Raw genomic sequence first — 15,320 nt, 5'->3', positions numbered from 1 at the left:
GGTGTCAGCTCACAGGAACAGAAAGAGAAAAGGCAGGGCCATCGGTCAGCACCCCCACAAGATCGACGGCCAGCTTGCCGTCGTAGGTCGATTCAAGCGTGATGCCCGTCAGCGTAATGCGGGGTTCCCAGCGCAGCAGCGCCATGTAACACGCGGCCATCACCTGCAATTTCACCGCCGGGCTTTGCGGCTGGTCGATAAGGGCGGACAAGAGCGAACCGTAATCCCGGCGCATCACGCGCGAGCCTATCGGTGTGATCAGAATGTCACGCACGCTTTGGCGAATGTGCTCAAGGTCGCCGAGGGTCTGGCCGCTGTCACGGCTCATGCCGATGTAACTGCTCATCGTGTCCCCTCTGTCCAGCTTCCGCCACGCTGTACTGCACCGTGATCGTGATCATCAATTTGCACACCGTTGGAGGTGAACGCGCCGCCGCTATGCTCAATGGTGCCGTGCATCTTCCCGCCTTTTTGCACTTCCAGCGTGCCCGTCGTCAGCTTGTTGGTGCAGACCACTTCCGGCGTATCCAGCGTGATGCGGGTATCAGCTTTCACCAGTACCAACGGCACCGTGGCAGTAAGGGATTCAGAGGCGGTGATGTCGGCAGTCTTGATGCCGCTGACGGTTAGCGCGCCGTTTTCGGGTTCGTACTCGATCACCGCGCCGTCGGGAAAGCTGATATGCAGCGCATCGGCAGAGGCCGACGGCGCCGGGTTATCGTCTGAATAGATGCCGGGCAGCACAAAGGCGGTATCCAGTTCACCGCCGATGGACAGAATTAACACCTGCTCACCGATAGACGGCGCCCACCAGTCGCGGGAACGTCCGGCGCGACGGGTCAGCCAGTTCAACCAGTCAGTTGTCATGTCTCCGGTCTGCACCCGGCACAGGGCGTCTTTGGTGTTGACGTGTGTCACGACGCCGACACGGATCAGATTGCGCAGCAGGCGCTGGAGTTCAGTAAGGGTGGCTTGTGTTTTCATAAGGGAAAGGATGCCGCCGGGGACAAGTCGCGGCAATGCAATGCGGTTTGCTGGTCTGCCAGACAACACAGGCGTTATAGTACGCCTTATATTGTAGTTACAAAAAAAGTTGACGCCGCACTATATCGTAACTACAATTTAATCATAAAGGGAGGGGTGATGGTCAGCTACGACGAGAATAAGCGTTTAATTAATCTGGAAAAACATGGCATTGATTTCAGGGATGCGCCCCATGTGTTTGAGGGTTTTACGATCACCCGTGAAGATACCCGCTATGAGTATGGCGAATTGCGTTATCAGACGCTTGGCCTGCTGGGTGGCGTGGTGGTTGTGATGGTTGCTCACACGCCACGCGGTGACGATGACCATATCATTTCAATGAGAAAGGCGGATAAACATGAGCAAAAATTCTACTGGAACCACTATCCAAACTGATCTGAAACGTCTACAGGCGATAAAAGATAGCGATATTGCCCATGACGATGATAACCCACTCACCACCGCCGATGACTGGTCAGGTGCGGTGATGAAAGTGGGCGGTAAAGTGATTGGGAGAACACGGGGACTACAGAAAGCACCAACAAAAATCGCTAAAACCATCCGCTATGATGCTGATGTGATTGAACGCTTTCAGGCCAGCGGCCCCGGCTGGCAAACGCGAATGAATGAGGCATTAAAAGAATGGCTGGCTGCTCATCCTGATTTTCGCAGATAAAAATACCCTATTGTCGCCCCGCTCTCGCGGGGCCGAATTTATTTACTCAAATGCTGAATCACTAAATCACTCACCCGTTCTTTATCCGCGCGCGTTATCCCCAAAAGCTGACGCTCAGGATACTGAATTTCTTTATTATGTCCGCGCTGTTTATCTGCTTGTCCATAATGATGGATCTCAGCGACCCGCCGCGCTTTATTAGCAAATGTTATCGTTGCATCGTTGGGCGATGCTACGGCCAGCATGTATTTATTCTTCACAAGCTGTTGAAACATCCGGGCTTTGGCCTTACCTGAGCGGGTATTTACCCGCTCTTTTTTCACTTCAATAAAGCGCTGAATATCACTGATGTAAAATGAGCGGATGGCTTTCCTATCCGTGTCATATCCGGTAAATAAGGTGCCGAATCGGGCCTTACGCTTGCGCCAGTTTTTCAGACTTCGCACTTCACCGTTCCACAGGATTTTCATTCCCCGCTGAACGGTGATGACCTGCGCTTTGCGCTGGGTAAACGCCGTCCCGTCTGGGCTTTTTTGCTTACGGATACGGGTCTGATTGTTTTTACGTAAATCGTTAGCAATATCTCTTGCTAACGCCTTGCGACTAGCGGGAGACATTTTAGCCAGTAATCCCGCCAGTTCATCATCAAAGGGTTTCAGCTCATTCATGCCATGTGCTCACTAGCTTGTCATTGATATACAGTGACACCGGGCGCTCGACAGGGATTGGTAAAGGTGGCTCTGGCGCATGGGTCACATGCAATGTCTTATCAACTTCTTTAACGATCACCCGCTCGGTCAGTTTCAGGCTGATGCTGATATCGCAACTGCCGTTATCATTAATATCCGCAAGATAGGTAAACCCTTTAGGGTCATTGGTGATATCCGTCTGATTCTCCCGCAGCCATGCGTTGATCGGCACCAGTAACCAGTCAATATCATCGGTAAAATCGGTGATAACCAAATTCAGCGTGTATTGATTTTCAAAGGACAGCGACCGGGCAAGGGTTGACGCCACCGCGCCGCTGTCGATAAAGATATGCAGCATGTCCGGGTTGTTTTTCAGTACCGGCACCGCATCACTCAGGGCGCGGCGCAAGCTGCTGGGTTTCAGCATCGTGTTTCTCCTGACAGAGTTTGACGGTTTCAACCTGTAGCGCACAGCTCACCAGTGCACCTTCCAGTTGGCGATTGTCGGCGCTCAAGTCACCGTTGGTTTGCGGGTTGCTGCCCGGTATCGGGCAACTCGTGACTTTCGGACAGCCAACGTAAATAAGCGTCGGGGCCGTCAAAGGCGGGGCGGCGGTGCAGCCGCTTAATATCGTCAGGCAAAGCAGTGCCATACCAACGACGTAGATCGGCATTCTCATTGAGTAACCTCGTGATGGTGTTATCGCGGGAAGCGGCCAGTTGCCCGGCCTGCGAGAGTTTGATGCGCAGTTCAGCCTGCGCCTGTTCATTACGCCGGACGTTGCTTTGCAGCGTACCGATCGCGGCGGACTGCGCCAGCAGCGTATCTTTTTGCTGACTCAGGGCGATCCCCTGCTGGCTTACCGTGCGCTCTGCGCGGGAAAGTTGCCATTTATTGACGGCCACGATGCAGAGCAAACACGCAATGACCAGCGCCATAAACTTTAGCCATGGGCTCATCATGCCAGCGTTCCTCCTGCCTGCTGGTACACCTGAATCAGCGTATCAAGGCGGTGTTCCCGCTGGCCGTAACCCGCACCCGGCAGCGAGGCCCAGATAGTGCGGCATTTCGATATTGCCCTCTCGATGTCGCCGCGCTCAATGTCCGCCAGTGCCCGGCGTTCGCTAATCAGTTGCACCGCCAGTTTGTCCTGTGAAGCGGGACTAAAATCTGGCAATGCCATCTGTTTCTGATAGTGTGGCCAGAATCGATAAAGCTGCTGATAGCGCCCGGACGCGGTGGACTTTTCACCCTGACGGTTAAACACCTTGGCCGGGCGACCTGACGCGAACGGGTGATCGCGGTAGTCGGTGAAAATCTCCGGCTTGCCATCCAGCCCGGTGACAACCACGTCATAGCCGTTATTGCGCGTCAGCGGGTGCGTCGCCGTTCCCTCAGAAAATGCCAACATGTCCAGAAAGGCGGTCAGATTTTTATTGTTCGCCATGATCTTTCCTCCGCTTATCCAACTGGCTTTTAATCAGCAACTCAATGGCCTGATAACCGGCGATGCCGAGCGCGGCCCCGATGCCGTTAATGGCGACGGGCGACAGGTTGGGAAACTGCACCAGTGCCACCCCCGCCACCATCGAGACAAAGCCACCTAACAACGTGCGGCCAATGAACAGGCGCAGCGTGACGGGTTCGCCGCCTGCCAGCACCTTGCCGACAACGATCAGCGCACCAATCAAAAACAGAGACAAAACGCTTTTATCGGGTTCGTTCACGATTCACTCCCATAACTGAACGGATTCACGCACCGGGGCGGTAGCGATATTGGGCAGTGTCACGGCGGTGCCATGGGGCAGAATGGTCCCGTAGTCGGCCAGACCCGGATTAACGGATAACACCGCCTCAACCGCACCCCGTGTGCGTCCGTAGTGGCGATAGCAAAGGGCGTCCAGCGTGTCGCCCTGCTGCGCGATAACCTCCATCAGATATGCCCGATGATGCAGTGGGGCTTATCCTGTAACTGACTGATTGACCAGCGCGCATCACGCCACAGCTCATCAATCGTGCCGTCGAGCGCATCCGCTTTACGATCGCCTTTGGCGCTGGCGTCATAGCCCCGGTAACGCTCGTACAGGGTCGCCGTGGTAATGGTGCTGACCGCACGCAGATAGTGATGCAGTTTCTCGCTCTGGCCGTCGATCTGCTCGGCGGGAACCTCGGCCAGCGTGGTAAATCCGGCCCCCCATTGCATTTTCCGGTACTCGAACAGCTCGGCATTCACTTCTGAAATCGCGGTTAATGCCGCATGGCGCAGGCGCTCTGGCGTGACGGTGTTCTCCAGTCGCATCAATTTGCGCAGTGCTGCGAGCTCGACGTCCGGCCAAAAAAAGGTATTTTTGATCACGGCTTCCTGTTCCGCAGGCACCGGAATAACCACCGCATCCGGGCGTGGCTCCGCGTTCGCGTTGAAAATCATTGTCGTCATGACAACCTCTGAATAGGTGGGCGGTGGACACAGGCACAGAAAACGGGTAACCGTTCCGGCCTGTGTGCCGCCCGGCGCGGGGCGCGTTGGGTTAACGGCTGGCCGCTGCTTTGCGCAGCGCCGTTTCCAGCCGCTCTATGTCTTTTTTAACGCCGCTTCGGCTATCAAGCTGAAAGGCGCGTTTCAGGTGAAACAGGGCTTGCTCGGGCTTGCCGCTGTCACGCAGCACCAGACCGATGATTTTGTGCAGCTTGGCGCGCACTTGGTCGGGCATGTCCTCCGCATCGGTCAGCATCAGCGTGTCGATCAACAGGTCAATAGTGACTGCCTGCCCGGCGGTATGGGCGCGGGTCGCGGCATCGGCCACCTCTTCGGCTAACAGGTACGGCGTCGGGCGGGTGTAGCCCTCCGGCATCACCAGTTTGTGCGCCAGCGCATAACGGGCAATCTCCAGCGCGCCGGGCATGTCTCCGGCGTCGAGCTTCCACACCATGACGGTCATCAGTACCGCATCCTGTGCGCCGCGCCCGTTGGCAAGTACACCCGCCACCCACGGCGCATACGTGGGCAGTAGTCCGCTTTTTATCTCGGCCTTACGCTCTTTTGAGCGCACCTGTTTTAACGTGCGTTTGTCAGCCGCAAGCCGGAACAGCATCTGCTCGTACCCGGTGGCCTGTCGCAGCGGATCATTCTCCCGCTGCGATGCCTCAGCAGCCGACACCCGCATCATGTGACGCTGGGCGGGGCTTAACATGGTTTAGGCTCCGGTGTTATTGGCTGGGGTTTCAGGCTGTTTTTCATCACCGGATGCGGCAGGCTCAGCGCCTTTCTTCACTTCCGGCGGTTTCGGGAATTCACCGAGCTGGATATTTTCGATAACGCAGCCGCAGCCGTAATCTTCCACCACGTAATCTTGTTTAATGGATTCGTAGTTTTCGATACGGTCACGCTTAGCGACTTCTTCAATGTGACGGCGATGGCTGTCGTCCATGTAGTAAATCGACAGATTATCCAGGCGGGTGATCATCAGCGCATTGGCCGGGAAATACGGCACACGTACCGCAGGCAGATTGCCGATGCGCTTCTGGCTGATAATCACATCAGCGGCCAGCGTTTCTGTGTTGGGTTGTTGTTGGTTGACCAGCGGGAAATATTTGTCAGCCAGCAACTGGCGGCCACAAATCACCACTAAATCCGGGTCTTCCTGATGCCATTCGGCGATCATGGTGTTGGTCGCGTCCATCACCAGCGCGTCGAGGCTGAAATAATCGCCGTTCTCACCGACGCGGATTTTCTCAGAAATCACGGCGCCGTCTTCACCAACGACTTTACTCATCACACGCTTAGGGGATTCGTTACGGTATTTCTGCAACCAGCCCACCGCCACATCCTGCAACAGTGGATTTTTGGTGCGGTCAGAGGTCGCCGCACGTTTCACGCCGTGCCATCCGGCCATGATGTAATCCAGCGACTGACGTTTGGCGATAGCGTTACGCAAGCGCAACTGGAAATCCTGAAAACGCGCCCACAGGTCGAGGGTGTTGTAGCGGATATGGAAATCAAAGTTCATCTGTTCGCACTTGTACTGCCGCGCTTCCAGACTCAGCAAATCAGCGGTTTCGCGCTCATCGCCGTTTGAGGTATCGGTGGTGCTGGCGACCGACCCGGACACGCCGAGGCCGATTTTTTCCCCGGTCAGCTCGGCCACCGGCACCATATTGATACGGGTCAGAAAGTCGCTGGACTCCTGCACCACTTCCATCAGCGACTGCGTGACCGACGGCTCGACGCTGAATTTTTTACTCAGCGTTTCGACGTCAACACCATTGAGGGCGGCAAGCTGGGTCAGGTAGGCGTTGTATTTAAAACGGGTTTCTTTACGCATGGGTTTTCCTGTTGTTTCTGAAAAAGGGTATAGCGGGGCCGCGCCCCGGTTAGCAGTTGGTCAGCAATGAGGCTTCACCGTCTCCACCTGTCGCCACCGGGCGGCGCGTCTGGGTCAGGCTTTCGGTGCCGTCAAGCGTGGCTTTGAGGTCGGTGAACTGCTGCTCACTGGCGCTCAGCTTCTGCGTCAGGGTGGCAATGTCCTGTTGTCGGCGCTGCTCAAGCTGGGTAAAACGCTGCTCCACGCTGTCGGCGTTGGCCTGCACCTGTCCGGCGACTTCGGCCACCGCTTCATGCACATCATTAAAACGGGCATCGTCGCTGGACTGCTTGCGGCCAAACAGGGCTTTCACGCGGGTTAACAGGGTTGGCTCAACGTCCGGCAGGTCTTCAAATTCCAGCATCACTTCGGTAGCCACTGAAAAGAGGTTTTCCGGGGAGGCTTTGCGGGTTGCCAGTGGGTTGTGTTTGGCTTTGGCGCTGAACTCCAGCATTTCCGTGCCAAGGCTGGCCGGGTCATCGGTGACCGCCAGACCGACCAAATAGGCTTTGCCGGTGTTGGCAAAATTGGGCTGGATCTCCATGGAGGTATAGATTTTCTGGCTGGCTTTATTCATCGCCACCAGATCATCGGTTGGGGTGATTTTGGCAAACAATGCCAGCTTGCCATTGAGCACAGAGTCATCCTCAATCATCTCCGCTTTCAGTTCGACCACATCGCCATAGCGGCGGAACGGGCTGTCAGGCAGCATGCCCTTCAGGTGCTCAAGGTTGATGCGGCAACCGTAGACACGCGGATCAAAGGTGTCCGCCATGTTTTGAATATCGTTGCTGTCAATCACACGCCCGTCGCAGGTGTCGCCCTCAACACCAACGCGGAACCACTTCGAAACTTTCTTTGCCATTTTTTCGTCCGTTGTTTGCGGGAAGTCGGGGCGAGTATCCGGCGTGAACATCCGGCGCGCCATCAATCACGGTTTGCTAACCGCTGGCACAACAGGCACTTAAGGCAGGAAGGTGCGGCGGTGACGTAGCCTTGCAGCCATGAATACAGCCATCGATACCACTATCATCAGCGACCCACGACGACAGGCGGCTTTGCTCTACTGGCAGGGCTTTTCGGTGCGTCAGATTGGGGAAATGCTGAACCAGAAAACGCCGACCGTGCAGAGCTGGAAACAGCGCGACGGCTGGGACGCTATCGCCCCGGTATCGCGTGTTGAAGCCAGTCTGGAAGCACGGTTGATTCAGCTCATCATGAAGACCAAAAAGGAGGGGCACGACTACAAAGAGATTGACCTGTTAGGCCGACAGATTGAGCGTTTAGCGCGGGTGAACCGCTACAGCCAGACAGGCAATGAGGCGGATCTTAATCCCAACGTGCGCAACCGTAACAAGGGCGAGCGCAAGGCACCTGAAAAGAACCTGTTCAGTGACGCCGCCATTGAGAAGCTGAACGATATTTTCCTCAGTGAAATTTTTGACTACCAGCGCGGCTGGCATCAGGCCGGGCTACAGCACCGTATCCGCAATATCCTGAAATCGCGCCAGATTGGCGCAACGTTCTATTTTGCACGCGAGGCGCTGATTGATGCGCTGACCACCGGGCGTAATCAGATTTTCCTGTCAGCGAGTAAGGCACAGGCGCATGTGTTTAAAAACTACATCATCGACTTTGCCCGACTGGTTGACGTTGACCTGAAAGGCGATCCGATGGTGTTACCCAACGGCGCGCGCCTGTTCTTCCTCGGCACCAATATTCGTACCGCGCAGAGCTACACCGGCAATCTGTATCTGGATGAATATTTCTGGATACCCAAGTTTCAGGAACTGCGCAAGGTCGCCAGCGGCATGTCGTTGCACAAGAAATGGCGATCAACCTATTTTTCCACGCCGTCGAGTCTGGCACACAGTGCCTATCCGTTCTGGTCGGGTGAACTGTTCAACAAGGGGCGGGGCAACAAGGACGACCATATCCATCTGGATTTAAGCCACGCGAACCTGTCCGGCGGTGTGCTGTGCGGGGATGGTCAGTGGCGGCAGATAGTCACGGTGGAAGATGCGCTGGCCGGAGGCTGTAACCTGTTCGACCTTGACCAGCTCACGCTGGAATACAGCCCGGCAGAGTATCAGAACCTGCTGATGTGTGAGTTTGTTGATGATAAGGCGTCGGTATTCCCGTTTGAGGAATTGCAGCGCTGCATGGTCGATGCGCTGGAAGAATGGGAAGACTTCAACCCCTACGCGATGCGCCCGTTTGCCTATAAGCCGGTGTGGATTGGTTACGACCCGTCACACACGGGCGACAGCGCAGGCTGTGTGGTGCTGGCACCGCCACAGGCACCGGGCGGTAAATTTCGCATTCTTGAGCGCTTCCAGTGGAAAGGCATGGATTTCGAGGCACAGGCCGACGCCATCAAGCTGCTGACGGAAAAATACATCGTCGAATACATCGGCATTGACGCCACCGGCATCGGCCAGGGTGTTTACCAACTGGTACGCGGATTTTTCCCGGCAGCGCGTGAGATCAAATACTCACCGGAAATTAAAACCGCCATGGTGCTGAAAGCGAAAAACACCATCACCAGCGGAAGGCTGGAGTACGACACCAGTCACACCGACATCACGCAGTCTTTTATGGCGATCCGCAAAACCATGACGGCCAGCGGTAACCGCACCACCTATGAAGCGAGTCGCAGCGAGGAAATCAGTCACGCCGATGTGGCATGGGCCACCATGCACGCGCTGTTAAACGAACCCCTGACCGCGATTAACGGCCATGTCCCTGTCAGCATTTTGGATATTAACGAATGAAAAAACGTAAGTTTCGCCAGTCAACAGCCGCGCCAGCCAATGAGCCACAGCCGATGCAGGCATTCACCTTCGGTGAGCCGTCCGCCGTTCTCGATCGCCGCGATATTCTGGACTATGCCGAGTGTATCCATAACGGCAAATGGATTGAGCCGCCGATCAGCTTTAGCGGTCTGGCAAAAAGCCTGCGTGCCGCCGTGCACCACAGCTCACCGATCTACGTGAAACGTAACATTCTGGTGAGTACCTTTATCCCCCACCCGCTGTTAAGTCAGCAGGATTTTAGCCGCTTTGTGCTGGATTATTTGGTATTTGGCAATGCCTTTCTGGAAAAGCGGTTGAACAGAACCGGCGGCATCTTACGGCTGGATTCCAGCCCGGCCAAATATACCCGACGCGGGGTAGAAGATGATGTTTACTGGTTCGTGCAGTCATTCAAGGAGCCGCACCGCTTTGAACCGGGTAGCGTGTTTCATCTGCTTGAGCCGGATATCAATCAGGAAATGTACGGCCTGCCGGAATATATCAGCTCGTTAAACTCGGCATGGCTGAACGAGTCGGCGACCCTGTTCCGGCGCAAGTATTACCAGAACGGCGCGCACGCGGGTTACATCATGTATGTGACCGACGCGGCGCAAAGCGGCACCGACGTTGATAAGCTACGCGCTGCGATGAGCAATACGAAAGGGCTGGGGAATTTTAAGAACCTGTTTTTCTACGCGCCCAACGGTAAACCGGACGGCATCAAGATCGTGCCGCTTAGCGAGGTGGCGACCAAAGACGACTTCTTTAACATCAAGAACGCCAGCCGCGACGATTTGTTAAGTGCGCACCGCGTGCCGCCGCAGATGATGGGGATTATCCCGAATAACACCGGGGGGTTTGGGGATGTTGAAAAGGCGAGCAAGGTGTTTGTGAAAAATGAGCTGACACCGTTGCAGGAGCGGATGCGGGAGGTTAATGGGTGGATTGGGACGGAGGTAATTTCGTTTCAATCATATTCTATATGATATTACCGATAAAAATTGAAAGAACATTTTAGAAAATGAATGGGGGATTATTTACAATAAACCCCATTCATTGATTAATCACCCAGAATTAAGGAATTACATTATCAATGGAGGAAACTAGTGCCCCGATAAACTTCTTAACCTCAATAAGATCACCCGAGTTAATTGGCCACGGTGTTCTAGGTGTTACTGGCTGCATATCTCCCTCATGAGCTATCTTATTTCTTCTATCAACCAAGATATCTAATTGCAATTTTAAACTCTTGGCTTTGGCTTCAACCAAACTTCTTGAAACACCTTGATGCATGGCTATTTCCTTCCACAATTCCTTTTGTGAAATCAATCTTATCCCATCAGCTATGCTTTTGGAATTCTGAAATGTCAAAAAACCAAGCTGTCGTCTAACTTCTAGATCAAAAAAAGAGTTTGCCTCTGTATCATTAGCTGAGTTTTTTATTGACTCAATAACTCTAAAGGGCAATGAAAATTTTTCATATGCAGGAGTAATAGCTCTTTGGTTTTTAAAAACCTCCAACATTTGCTGTGAAATTAACTCATGAACATACAAATCCAAAGCTGATATTCGAGCAACCCATTCGGCTCTAAGTAATTCCTCCGATTCAAAAACCCTCGTCATATGCCGAGAAGAAAAAGCATAAGTGGTTGCTAGCACATCACATCTTAACCATGCATTATCAAACACGAGTTTAGGGGAAAACATGGCCACCCTTAATCCTGAGTAAGAGAAATTATTTTATTAGCACATTCATCAAATGCCGTAGAAAAAACACCCATACTTTCTAGTGTTTGATCCCAAACAGCTCCCGTTTGCTGTGTTTGCTCTGGCGTTAGTTTATAAACTGGCACCTGATGCTCTTGGGATAATGCGATAAGGCTATTGAAGTCAGAAACCTCCATAATTGGAACTGAAGGTTCAATACCAATCGTAGAAATAAACTTATCTTTCATGAGCATTTTAATATCAATAAGCTTAGGAATTAACTCTTCCTCAAGCGCTGTTTGCAATTCGGAAATCCATTTCTGGAATGCTCCAGACGCTTTTCCATTCCGTGGTCTATACTTTTGTACTATAGCACCAATGAACTGAGCCTTAGGTTCGGGGAACGGATAATTTGCGTTCTTCAATACATCTTCTTTATATGCCATATCAGCCCATTTCTTCCATCTGGGAAGGGTTCTAGACAGCGACCTAAGCGCCATTGAAGAGAAATAGTCAGGGTGTAATGGGACAATAAAGTAGTCTGATGTACTCAATAAATTTTGATTTAACGGCCCCAAACTAGGACTCATATCCACCAATATATAATCAGCTTGAATGGATTCCGCCGTAATATCTAACAAAAACCGCACTGAGCCAGGAAGATTTCTTAAGGGCAAAAGCGACCCGGTTAACTCTTGGGCTACACCCAATGTTGTTTCATATTCTGATAACCCTATATTTCCAGCTAACAGAAATAAATTCTCATTTCCACTTACAGGAAACAACTCAACAGGCTCTAAAGCTTTAGGCTTTGATTCAAACGCAGGAGATAAAGCATCTTTAATATTGTTCGCTGGTTGTTCTTTATATATTCCGTCTAAATCATCAACACCTTTGTAGCCTAAAATCATTCCTGTCAGATTACATTGTGGATCGCAGTCTGCGAGTAATACTTTATATCCCTTTTCGGCAAGTTTCCAACCAAGATTAAAGGTGGTTGTCGTTTTGCTAACACCTCCCTTGTGGTTAAATAAACAAATTATTTTTGCCATGATTATTCCTTATATAAGTTTAGCGTCATCGAACACGATAATTTCTAACGCGCGCAATGCTATCCCCGCCACGCCTGCCCGCTTTGTGTGTCGCTTTTCATGCACTCGCATGATCCGGCGCGATCCGCGCCGGTGCTGACGTCTCCAGAGAAAAATGAGGGCAGGATCATCATGCAAAACCATGCACTCAATGCATGCATAGCTACAAGATGTTCTTTTCGAGACAGTTTTTAAGGTACTCCAGTAATTCCGACACCTCAAGTCTCTCGTGCGGTTCTGTGGTGGGTATTGTGCCATGAGTCAAATCGGCGATTAACGACAGGGCTGTTTTATACTCATCCGCATCACATTGAGCGACTAACGAAACGTCAGCAATAAACTGAACCCGAGACAAAATTGTCTGTAGGTACTCCTCACTTTCCACGTTGTATCCCTTTCATCTATTGCTGTATATAAATACAGTATTTTACAAAATGACATGTGAGTCAATCTACAGGTAAGCGCTTCTGTACCAAACGCTTACCAATTCATCACCACCCTGTCGACCAATCATCATCCATAGGGTATTCAACTTGAACCCCATCAATCTTCATCTTTGCCCCACGCGCCAGCGCTTCCAGCTCCCAGCGTTGAGCGGTGATACCGCGCTGGGACAAATCACGCTGAATACGGGGCATCCATTCCCGCTCTTCGCCCGTCAACCTAGCCGACGGTGCCGGATCGCGGAATGCATTGGGGTCAAAATTACGTTGCTTATGGTTTTTCCTGACGGATTGCTCACGCAGACGCATTCCTAACGCCCTGACAGCCGCGTCGTCATTCCAGTCAATCAGTGGGTTATACGTTTCTGACGTGGTCGCTACGGCGTTGTTTTCGGCCTGATTTTTGACATTTTCACTCGACCGTTGAGAACGCAACCCACAGTTATTGACAGGACTCCGAGGCGCGCCGGAGGCGCTTTTTAAGGTCAAAGGCTCAACGTCAACGACCTTGGAAACAATGCGCCATTCGGTTGTACGGGTTTCAAAAACATGCCCTGCGCCCAGATGCGGGGCGAAAATCCCGACAACCTTTTGCACTTCCTCGTCATAGTCGTTGAGCTTGTCCGAAACCCGGCGCGCAACACGCACCGTTTGCAGTTCGCGGGAAACATTCGCGCCACCCTGTGCGGTAATGTATGCGTCAAATTGTCCAGCATCAGCGGCACAACGAACCGCCTCGACCTGTTCATCGAACTGGTCAGTAAGATTAACGCTGCGTAACGTGCCGCTGCGGCACTCACGGTAAGCGCCCATGGTGGGAATACCAATGGCTTTAAATTGAGGGATACGCCACGTTGACGCCCACGCGGTGACGGCTGCGGCCATATCACGCAGCGGCTTTCCTGTTTCATCGTCCAGTTGGCCGTCGAGCGCGTAGCCATCGATATTCTTGGCGATGTACTTAGCGATATAGCCAGCCGCACCGCCTTTGTTAAGGTGCTTACATTCAAAGCGATACTTTGCCGCGCCGCGCTCGTCGCCGTCTTCTTTCAGGGCATAGCGGCGCATGATATCGATCACCGATTGGCGCTGTGCGCGCTTACAAAACAGCATCATATGCCAGTGAGGTGTGCCGTCGTGATGTGGCTCAACAACGCGCATGCCGTAAACCTTGAGATCGTTATCTTTAAACGCCGTGCGCACCTTGCCCCATATCTTGACCAGATAACGCTGACCGTCTTTGGGCGTAAAGGCTTCATTGTCCCATTTTCTATTAAACTGGACTTTCTCGTTGTCGCGCTTACCAATAGTGCGAGTCGGGTGATATTTCGACGGGGTAGTGATAGTGATAAACATCCCTACGTCTCGCTGTTCGCTGGCGTAACGCTCAATCCCGGCGATAGTACTCATCAGCTCCATGCGCCGAATTTCAGGGTTAGAAATGCTGGCCATCACCTTATCGATCAGGTCGATACGCTCGCCCGTTTCGACGTTCTCCAACTCGCAGTTTTTCAGGTAGTCCATATTGGCGAGGCGGCGCGCCTGAACATCACGGATCGCCATCTTGCTGGCGTAAGGTGATGCACTTTTGCTGACCTGACCAACGGCAATCATTAGCGCTTCGCGCCAGCGTGTACGCTGTGCTTTTAGTTGCCGTGTCCACCACGCCTCATCAACCAGACGACGAATACTAGATAGCGCTTTGCGCATATCCAGCTTACCTTTGCGGTATTTCTTCCAGAAAAGCGGGGTGATGTTGAACGCGCGTGCCATGCTGGCGACTTGACCGAAAAGCTCGGCCTGTGCAGCATCAGTAAAGAGCACATCCTGCTTGCCATCGTGTTGCGCTATCAAAGCATCGCTGAGTTCTTCATAGGCAAAGAATATCTGGCCGGAAATACGCGCAGCCATGCGCCCCAGCGCCTTGTCATTCATGCCGGGCAGCGATTGATAGGCGTCAGATTCAGACAGGAAACGCTCGGAGGCGGTGCGATTCATCGCATGGCGCGTATTGATTGCCTCAATACGCGGCCACATGCGCTGCATAAAGCTGTTAACCAGAAAACGATTGGCGCTTAGCTGGCCTTTGTTCTTTTTCAGGTATGTGTAGCGGCTCAGGCAGATTTCACGCAGGAAGCGCGGTTGCTGGTCAATCTTCGCTAAAACGGTTTGCCCCTGAGTCCATTCCTCACGGGTAAGCTGTCTTTCTTCCGGTACGATGGCCGGGCGTGGAGCGTTCCATGGGTAGGCCCATTGAGTGTCTTTATAGGCGGGGGAACTGGGGGCGGATGGCCCCCGTAGCGTTGGGGTCACACTGCACCCCGATAATGTCTACCTTTAAGCTCGTGAATATCCTGACAGGTAGCACAGCGAGTGACACCAACAATAGCCAAGCGCCGCGCTTCGGGGATTGGCTGATCACAGTCTTCACACTCAAAGGCCGAAACACCGCGTTGAGTGTTCCGGGCGTTGGCAATGTGGTGCTCTAACATTTCTTGCTGGCGCTGTTGCACCAGATCCATTAAATCCGGCAT

Annotated in this window: 21 protein-coding genes; 4 read left to right on the top strand and 17 right to left on the bottom strand. The window is 52.9% G+C overall.

Annotated features, from left to right (window positions below; translation table 11 throughout):
- Nucleotides 1-4: 4 nt before the first annotated feature.
- Both J5069_RS02490 and J5069_RS02485 read right to left on the bottom strand, forming a co-directional pair.
- Complete coding sequence (locus J5069_RS02490; protein ID WP_264642361.1) at nucleotides 5-346, bottom strand: GPW/gp25 family protein; 342 nt, start codon at nucleotides 344-346, stop codon at nucleotides 5-7.
- Nucleotides 343-984 carry a phage baseplate assembly protein V gene (locus J5069_RS02485; RefSeq protein WP_264642360.1) on the bottom strand — a complete coding sequence of 214 codons (642 nt, stop codon included), beginning with the start codon at nucleotides 982-984 and terminating at the stop codon, nucleotides 343-345. Before J5069_RS02485 ends, J5069_RS02490 begins: the two co-directional genes overlap by 4 nt.
- Before the next feature lie 159 nt (nucleotides 985-1,143).
- On the opposite strand from J5069_RS02485, the gene J5069_RS02480 reads away from it, so the two are divergent.
- Nucleotides 1,144-1,419 (top strand): BrnT family toxin, encoded by a 276-nt coding sequence (locus tag J5069_RS02480; RefSeq protein ID WP_264642359.1) that lies wholly within the window; start codon nucleotides 1,144-1,146, stop codon nucleotides 1,417-1,419.
- The gene (locus J5069_RS02475) at nucleotides 1,382-1,699 is read left to right on the top strand and encodes a BrnA antitoxin family protein (protein ID WP_264642358.1); all 318 of its coding nucleotides are present in this window, start codon (nucleotides 1,382-1,384) and stop codon (nucleotides 1,697-1,699) included. The genes J5069_RS02480 and J5069_RS02475 overlap by 38 nt, the downstream gene beginning before the upstream one ends.
- Nucleotides 1,700-1,737: 38 nt before the next feature.
- Here J5069_RS02475 and J5069_RS02470 read toward each other — a convergent pair whose 3' ends face one another.
- The 11 genes from J5069_RS02470 to J5069_RS02420 all read right to left on the bottom strand — a co-directional run bounded on the left by J5069_RS02470 (nucleotide 1,738) and on the right by J5069_RS02420 (nucleotide 7,615).
- Nucleotides 1,738-2,367, bottom strand: a complete 630-nt coding sequence (locus tag J5069_RS02470; RefSeq protein ID WP_264642357.1) for a phage virion morphogenesis protein — start codon at nucleotides 2,365-2,367, stop codon at nucleotides 1,738-1,740.
- Nucleotides 2,360-2,815: a phage tail protein gene (locus J5069_RS02465; RefSeq protein WP_264642356.1), complete on the bottom strand. Its 456-nt coding sequence runs from the start codon at nucleotides 2,813-2,815 to the stop codon at nucleotides 2,360-2,362. Before J5069_RS02465 ends, J5069_RS02470 begins: the two co-directional genes overlap by 8 nt.
- Complete coding sequence (lysC, locus tag J5069_RS02460; RefSeq protein WP_264643704.1) at nucleotides 2,778-3,020, bottom strand: Rz1-like lysis system protein LysC; 243 nt, start codon at nucleotides 3,018-3,020, stop codon at nucleotides 2,778-2,780. Before lysC ends, J5069_RS02465 begins: the two co-directional genes overlap by 38 nt.
- Complete coding sequence (lysB, locus tag J5069_RS02455) at nucleotides 2,905-3,351, bottom strand: Rz-like lysis system protein LysB (protein WP_264642355.1); 447 nt, start codon at nucleotides 3,349-3,351, stop codon at nucleotides 2,905-2,907. Before lysB ends, lysC begins: the two co-directional genes overlap by 116 nt.
- On the bottom strand, nucleotides 3,348-3,836 hold the full coding sequence (locus J5069_RS02450) for a glycoside hydrolase family 104 protein (RefSeq protein ID WP_264642354.1): 489 nt from the start codon (nucleotides 3,834-3,836) through the stop codon (nucleotides 3,348-3,350). Before J5069_RS02450 ends, lysB begins: the two co-directional genes overlap by 4 nt.
- A complete protein-coding gene (locus tag J5069_RS02445) occupies nucleotides 3,823-4,116 on the bottom strand; it encodes a phage holin family protein (RefSeq protein WP_264642353.1) in 294 nt (97 codons plus the stop codon). Before J5069_RS02445 ends, J5069_RS02450 begins: the two co-directional genes overlap by 14 nt.
- 3 nt (nucleotides 4,117-4,119) lie before the next feature.
- Nucleotides 4,120-4,323: a tail protein X gene (locus J5069_RS02440; protein ID WP_264642352.1), complete on the bottom strand. Its 204-nt coding sequence runs from the start codon at nucleotides 4,321-4,323 to the stop codon at nucleotides 4,120-4,122.
- Nucleotides 4,323-4,826 (bottom strand): head completion/stabilization protein, encoded by a 504-nt coding sequence (locus J5069_RS02435; protein ID WP_264642351.1) that lies wholly within the window; start codon nucleotides 4,824-4,826, stop codon nucleotides 4,323-4,325. The genes J5069_RS02440 and J5069_RS02435 overlap by 1 nt, the downstream gene beginning before the upstream one ends.
- A 91-nt stretch (nucleotides 4,827-4,917) precedes the next feature.
- Nucleotides 4,918-5,580, bottom strand: a complete 663-nt coding sequence (locus tag J5069_RS02430; RefSeq protein WP_264642350.1) for a terminase endonuclease subunit — start codon at nucleotides 5,578-5,580, stop codon at nucleotides 4,918-4,920.
- A 3-nt stretch (nucleotides 5,581-5,583) separates the two neighbouring features.
- Nucleotides 5,584-6,711 carry a phage major capsid protein, P2 family gene (locus J5069_RS02425; RefSeq protein WP_264642349.1) on the bottom strand — a complete coding sequence of 376 codons (1,128 nt, stop codon included), beginning with the start codon at nucleotides 6,709-6,711 and terminating at the stop codon, nucleotides 5,584-5,586.
- 49 nt (nucleotides 6,712-6,760) lie between these two features.
- Nucleotides 6,761-7,615, bottom strand: coding sequence for a GPO family capsid scaffolding protein (locus J5069_RS02420; RefSeq protein ID WP_264642348.1), 855 nt, complete (start codon nucleotides 7,613-7,615; stop codon nucleotides 6,761-6,763).
- A 139-nt stretch (nucleotides 7,616-7,754) separates the two neighbouring features.
- On the opposite strand from J5069_RS02420, the gene J5069_RS02415 reads away from it, so the two are divergent.
- Together J5069_RS02415 and J5069_RS02410 are read left to right on the top strand one after the other, a co-directional pair.
- The gene (locus J5069_RS02415) at nucleotides 7,755-9,524 is read left to right on the top strand and encodes a terminase ATPase subunit family protein (RefSeq protein WP_264642347.1); all 1,770 of its coding nucleotides are present in this window, start codon (nucleotides 7,755-7,757) and stop codon (nucleotides 9,522-9,524) included.
- Nucleotides 9,521-10,531 carry a phage portal protein gene (locus J5069_RS02410; RefSeq protein ID WP_264642346.1) on the top strand — a complete coding sequence of 337 codons (1,011 nt, stop codon included), beginning with the start codon at nucleotides 9,521-9,523 and terminating at the stop codon, nucleotides 10,529-10,531. The genes J5069_RS02415 and J5069_RS02410 overlap by 4 nt, the downstream gene beginning before the upstream one ends.
- 88 nt (nucleotides 10,532-10,619) lie before the next feature.
- Here J5069_RS02410 and J5069_RS02405 read toward each other — a convergent pair whose 3' ends face one another.
- The 4 genes from J5069_RS02405 to J5069_RS02385 form a co-directional block, all read right to left on the bottom strand.
- Nucleotides 10,620-11,252 carry a HEPN domain-containing protein gene (locus tag J5069_RS02405; protein ID WP_264643703.1) on the bottom strand — a complete coding sequence of 211 codons (633 nt, stop codon included), beginning with the start codon at nucleotides 11,250-11,252 and terminating at the stop codon, nucleotides 10,620-10,622.
- Nucleotides 11,253-11,260: 8 nt separating this feature from the next.
- Nucleotides 11,261-12,304: a ParA family protein gene (locus J5069_RS02400; protein ID WP_264642345.1), complete on the bottom strand. Its 1,044-nt coding sequence runs from the start codon at nucleotides 12,302-12,304 to the stop codon at nucleotides 11,261-11,263.
- 530 nt (nucleotides 12,305-12,834) lie between these two features.
- Nucleotides 12,835-15,099 (bottom strand): replication endonuclease, encoded by a 2,265-nt coding sequence (locus tag J5069_RS02390; protein WP_264642343.1) that lies wholly within the window; start codon nucleotides 15,097-15,099, stop codon nucleotides 12,835-12,837.
- Complete coding sequence (locus J5069_RS02385) at nucleotides 15,096-15,320, bottom strand: TraR/DksA family transcriptional regulator (RefSeq protein ID WP_264642342.1); 225 nt, start codon at nucleotides 15,318-15,320, stop codon at nucleotides 15,096-15,098. Before J5069_RS02385 ends, J5069_RS02390 begins: the two co-directional genes overlap by 4 nt.

The sequence above is a fragment of the Candidatus Symbiopectobacterium sp. NZEC127 genome (genome assembly GCF_025962675.1).
Classification (GTDB): domain Bacteria; phylum Pseudomonadota; class Gammaproteobacteria; order Enterobacterales; family Enterobacteriaceae; genus Symbiopectobacterium.
The sequence above is the reverse complement of the archived record's forward strand: the minus strand, read 5'-3'. Positions and strand labels throughout refer to the sequence as shown.

Bases quoted from the DNA above. Each gene is read 5' to 3' on its own strand.
- J5069_RS02490 (WP_264642361.1), bottom strand. From the start codon at position 346: ATGAGCAGTTACATCGGCATGAGCCGTGACAGCGGCCAGACCCTCGGC.
- J5069_RS02485 (WP_264642360.1), bottom strand. From the start codon at position 984: ATGAAAACACAAGCCACCCTTACTGAACTCCAGCGCCTGCTGCGCAAT.
- J5069_RS02480 (WP_264642359.1), top strand. From the start codon at position 1,144: ATGGTCAGCTACGACGAGAATAAGCGTTTAATTAATCTGGAAAAACAT.
- J5069_RS02475 (WP_264642358.1), top strand. From the start codon at position 1,382: ATGAGCAAAAATTCTACTGGAACCACTATCCAAACTGATCTGAAACGT.
- J5069_RS02470 (WP_264642357.1), bottom strand. From the start codon at position 2,367: ATGAATGAGCTGAAACCCTTTGATGATGAACTGGCGGGATTACTGGCT.
- J5069_RS02465 (WP_264642356.1), bottom strand. From the start codon at position 2,815: ATGCTGAAACCCAGCAGCTTGCGCCGCGCCCTGAGTGATGCGGTGCCG.
- lysB (WP_264642355.1), bottom strand. From the start codon at position 3,351: ATGATGAGCCCATGGCTAAAGTTTATGGCGCTGGTCATTGCGTGTTTG.
- J5069_RS02450 (WP_264642354.1), bottom strand. From the start codon at position 3,836: ATGGCGAACAATAAAAATCTGACCGCCTTTCTGGACATGTTGGCATTT.
- J5069_RS02440 (WP_264642352.1), bottom strand. From the start codon at position 4,323: ATGGAGGTTATCGCGCAGCAGGGCGACACGCTGGACGCCCTTTGCTAT.
- J5069_RS02435 (WP_264642351.1), bottom strand. From the start codon at position 4,826: ATGACGACAATGATTTTCAACGCGAACGCGGAGCCACGCCCGGATGCG.
- J5069_RS02430 (WP_264642350.1), bottom strand. From the start codon at position 5,580: ATGTTAAGCCCCGCCCAGCGTCACATGATGCGGGTGTCGGCTGCTGAG.
- J5069_RS02425 (WP_264642349.1), bottom strand. From the start codon at position 6,711: ATGCGTAAAGAAACCCGTTTTAAATACAACGCCTACCTGACCCAGCTT.
- J5069_RS02420 (WP_264642348.1), bottom strand. From the start codon at position 7,615: ATGGCAAAGAAAGTTTCGAAGTGGTTCCGCGTTGGTGTTGAGGGCGAC.
- J5069_RS02415 (WP_264642347.1), top strand. From the start codon at position 7,755: ATGAATACAGCCATCGATACCACTATCATCAGCGACCCACGACGACAG.
- J5069_RS02410 (WP_264642346.1), top strand. From the start codon at position 9,521: ATGAAAAAACGTAAGTTTCGCCAGTCAACAGCCGCGCCAGCCAATGAG.
- J5069_RS02405 (WP_264643703.1), bottom strand. From the start codon at position 11,252: ATGTTTTCCCCTAAACTCGTGTTTGATAATGCATGGTTAAGATGTGAT.
- J5069_RS02400 (WP_264642345.1), bottom strand. From the start codon at position 12,304: ATGGCAAAAATAATTTGTTTATTTAACCACAAGGGAGGTGTTAGCAAA.
- J5069_RS02385 (WP_264642342.1), bottom strand. From the start codon at position 15,320: ATGCCGGATTTAATGGATCTGGTGCAACAGCGCCAGCAAGAAATGTTA.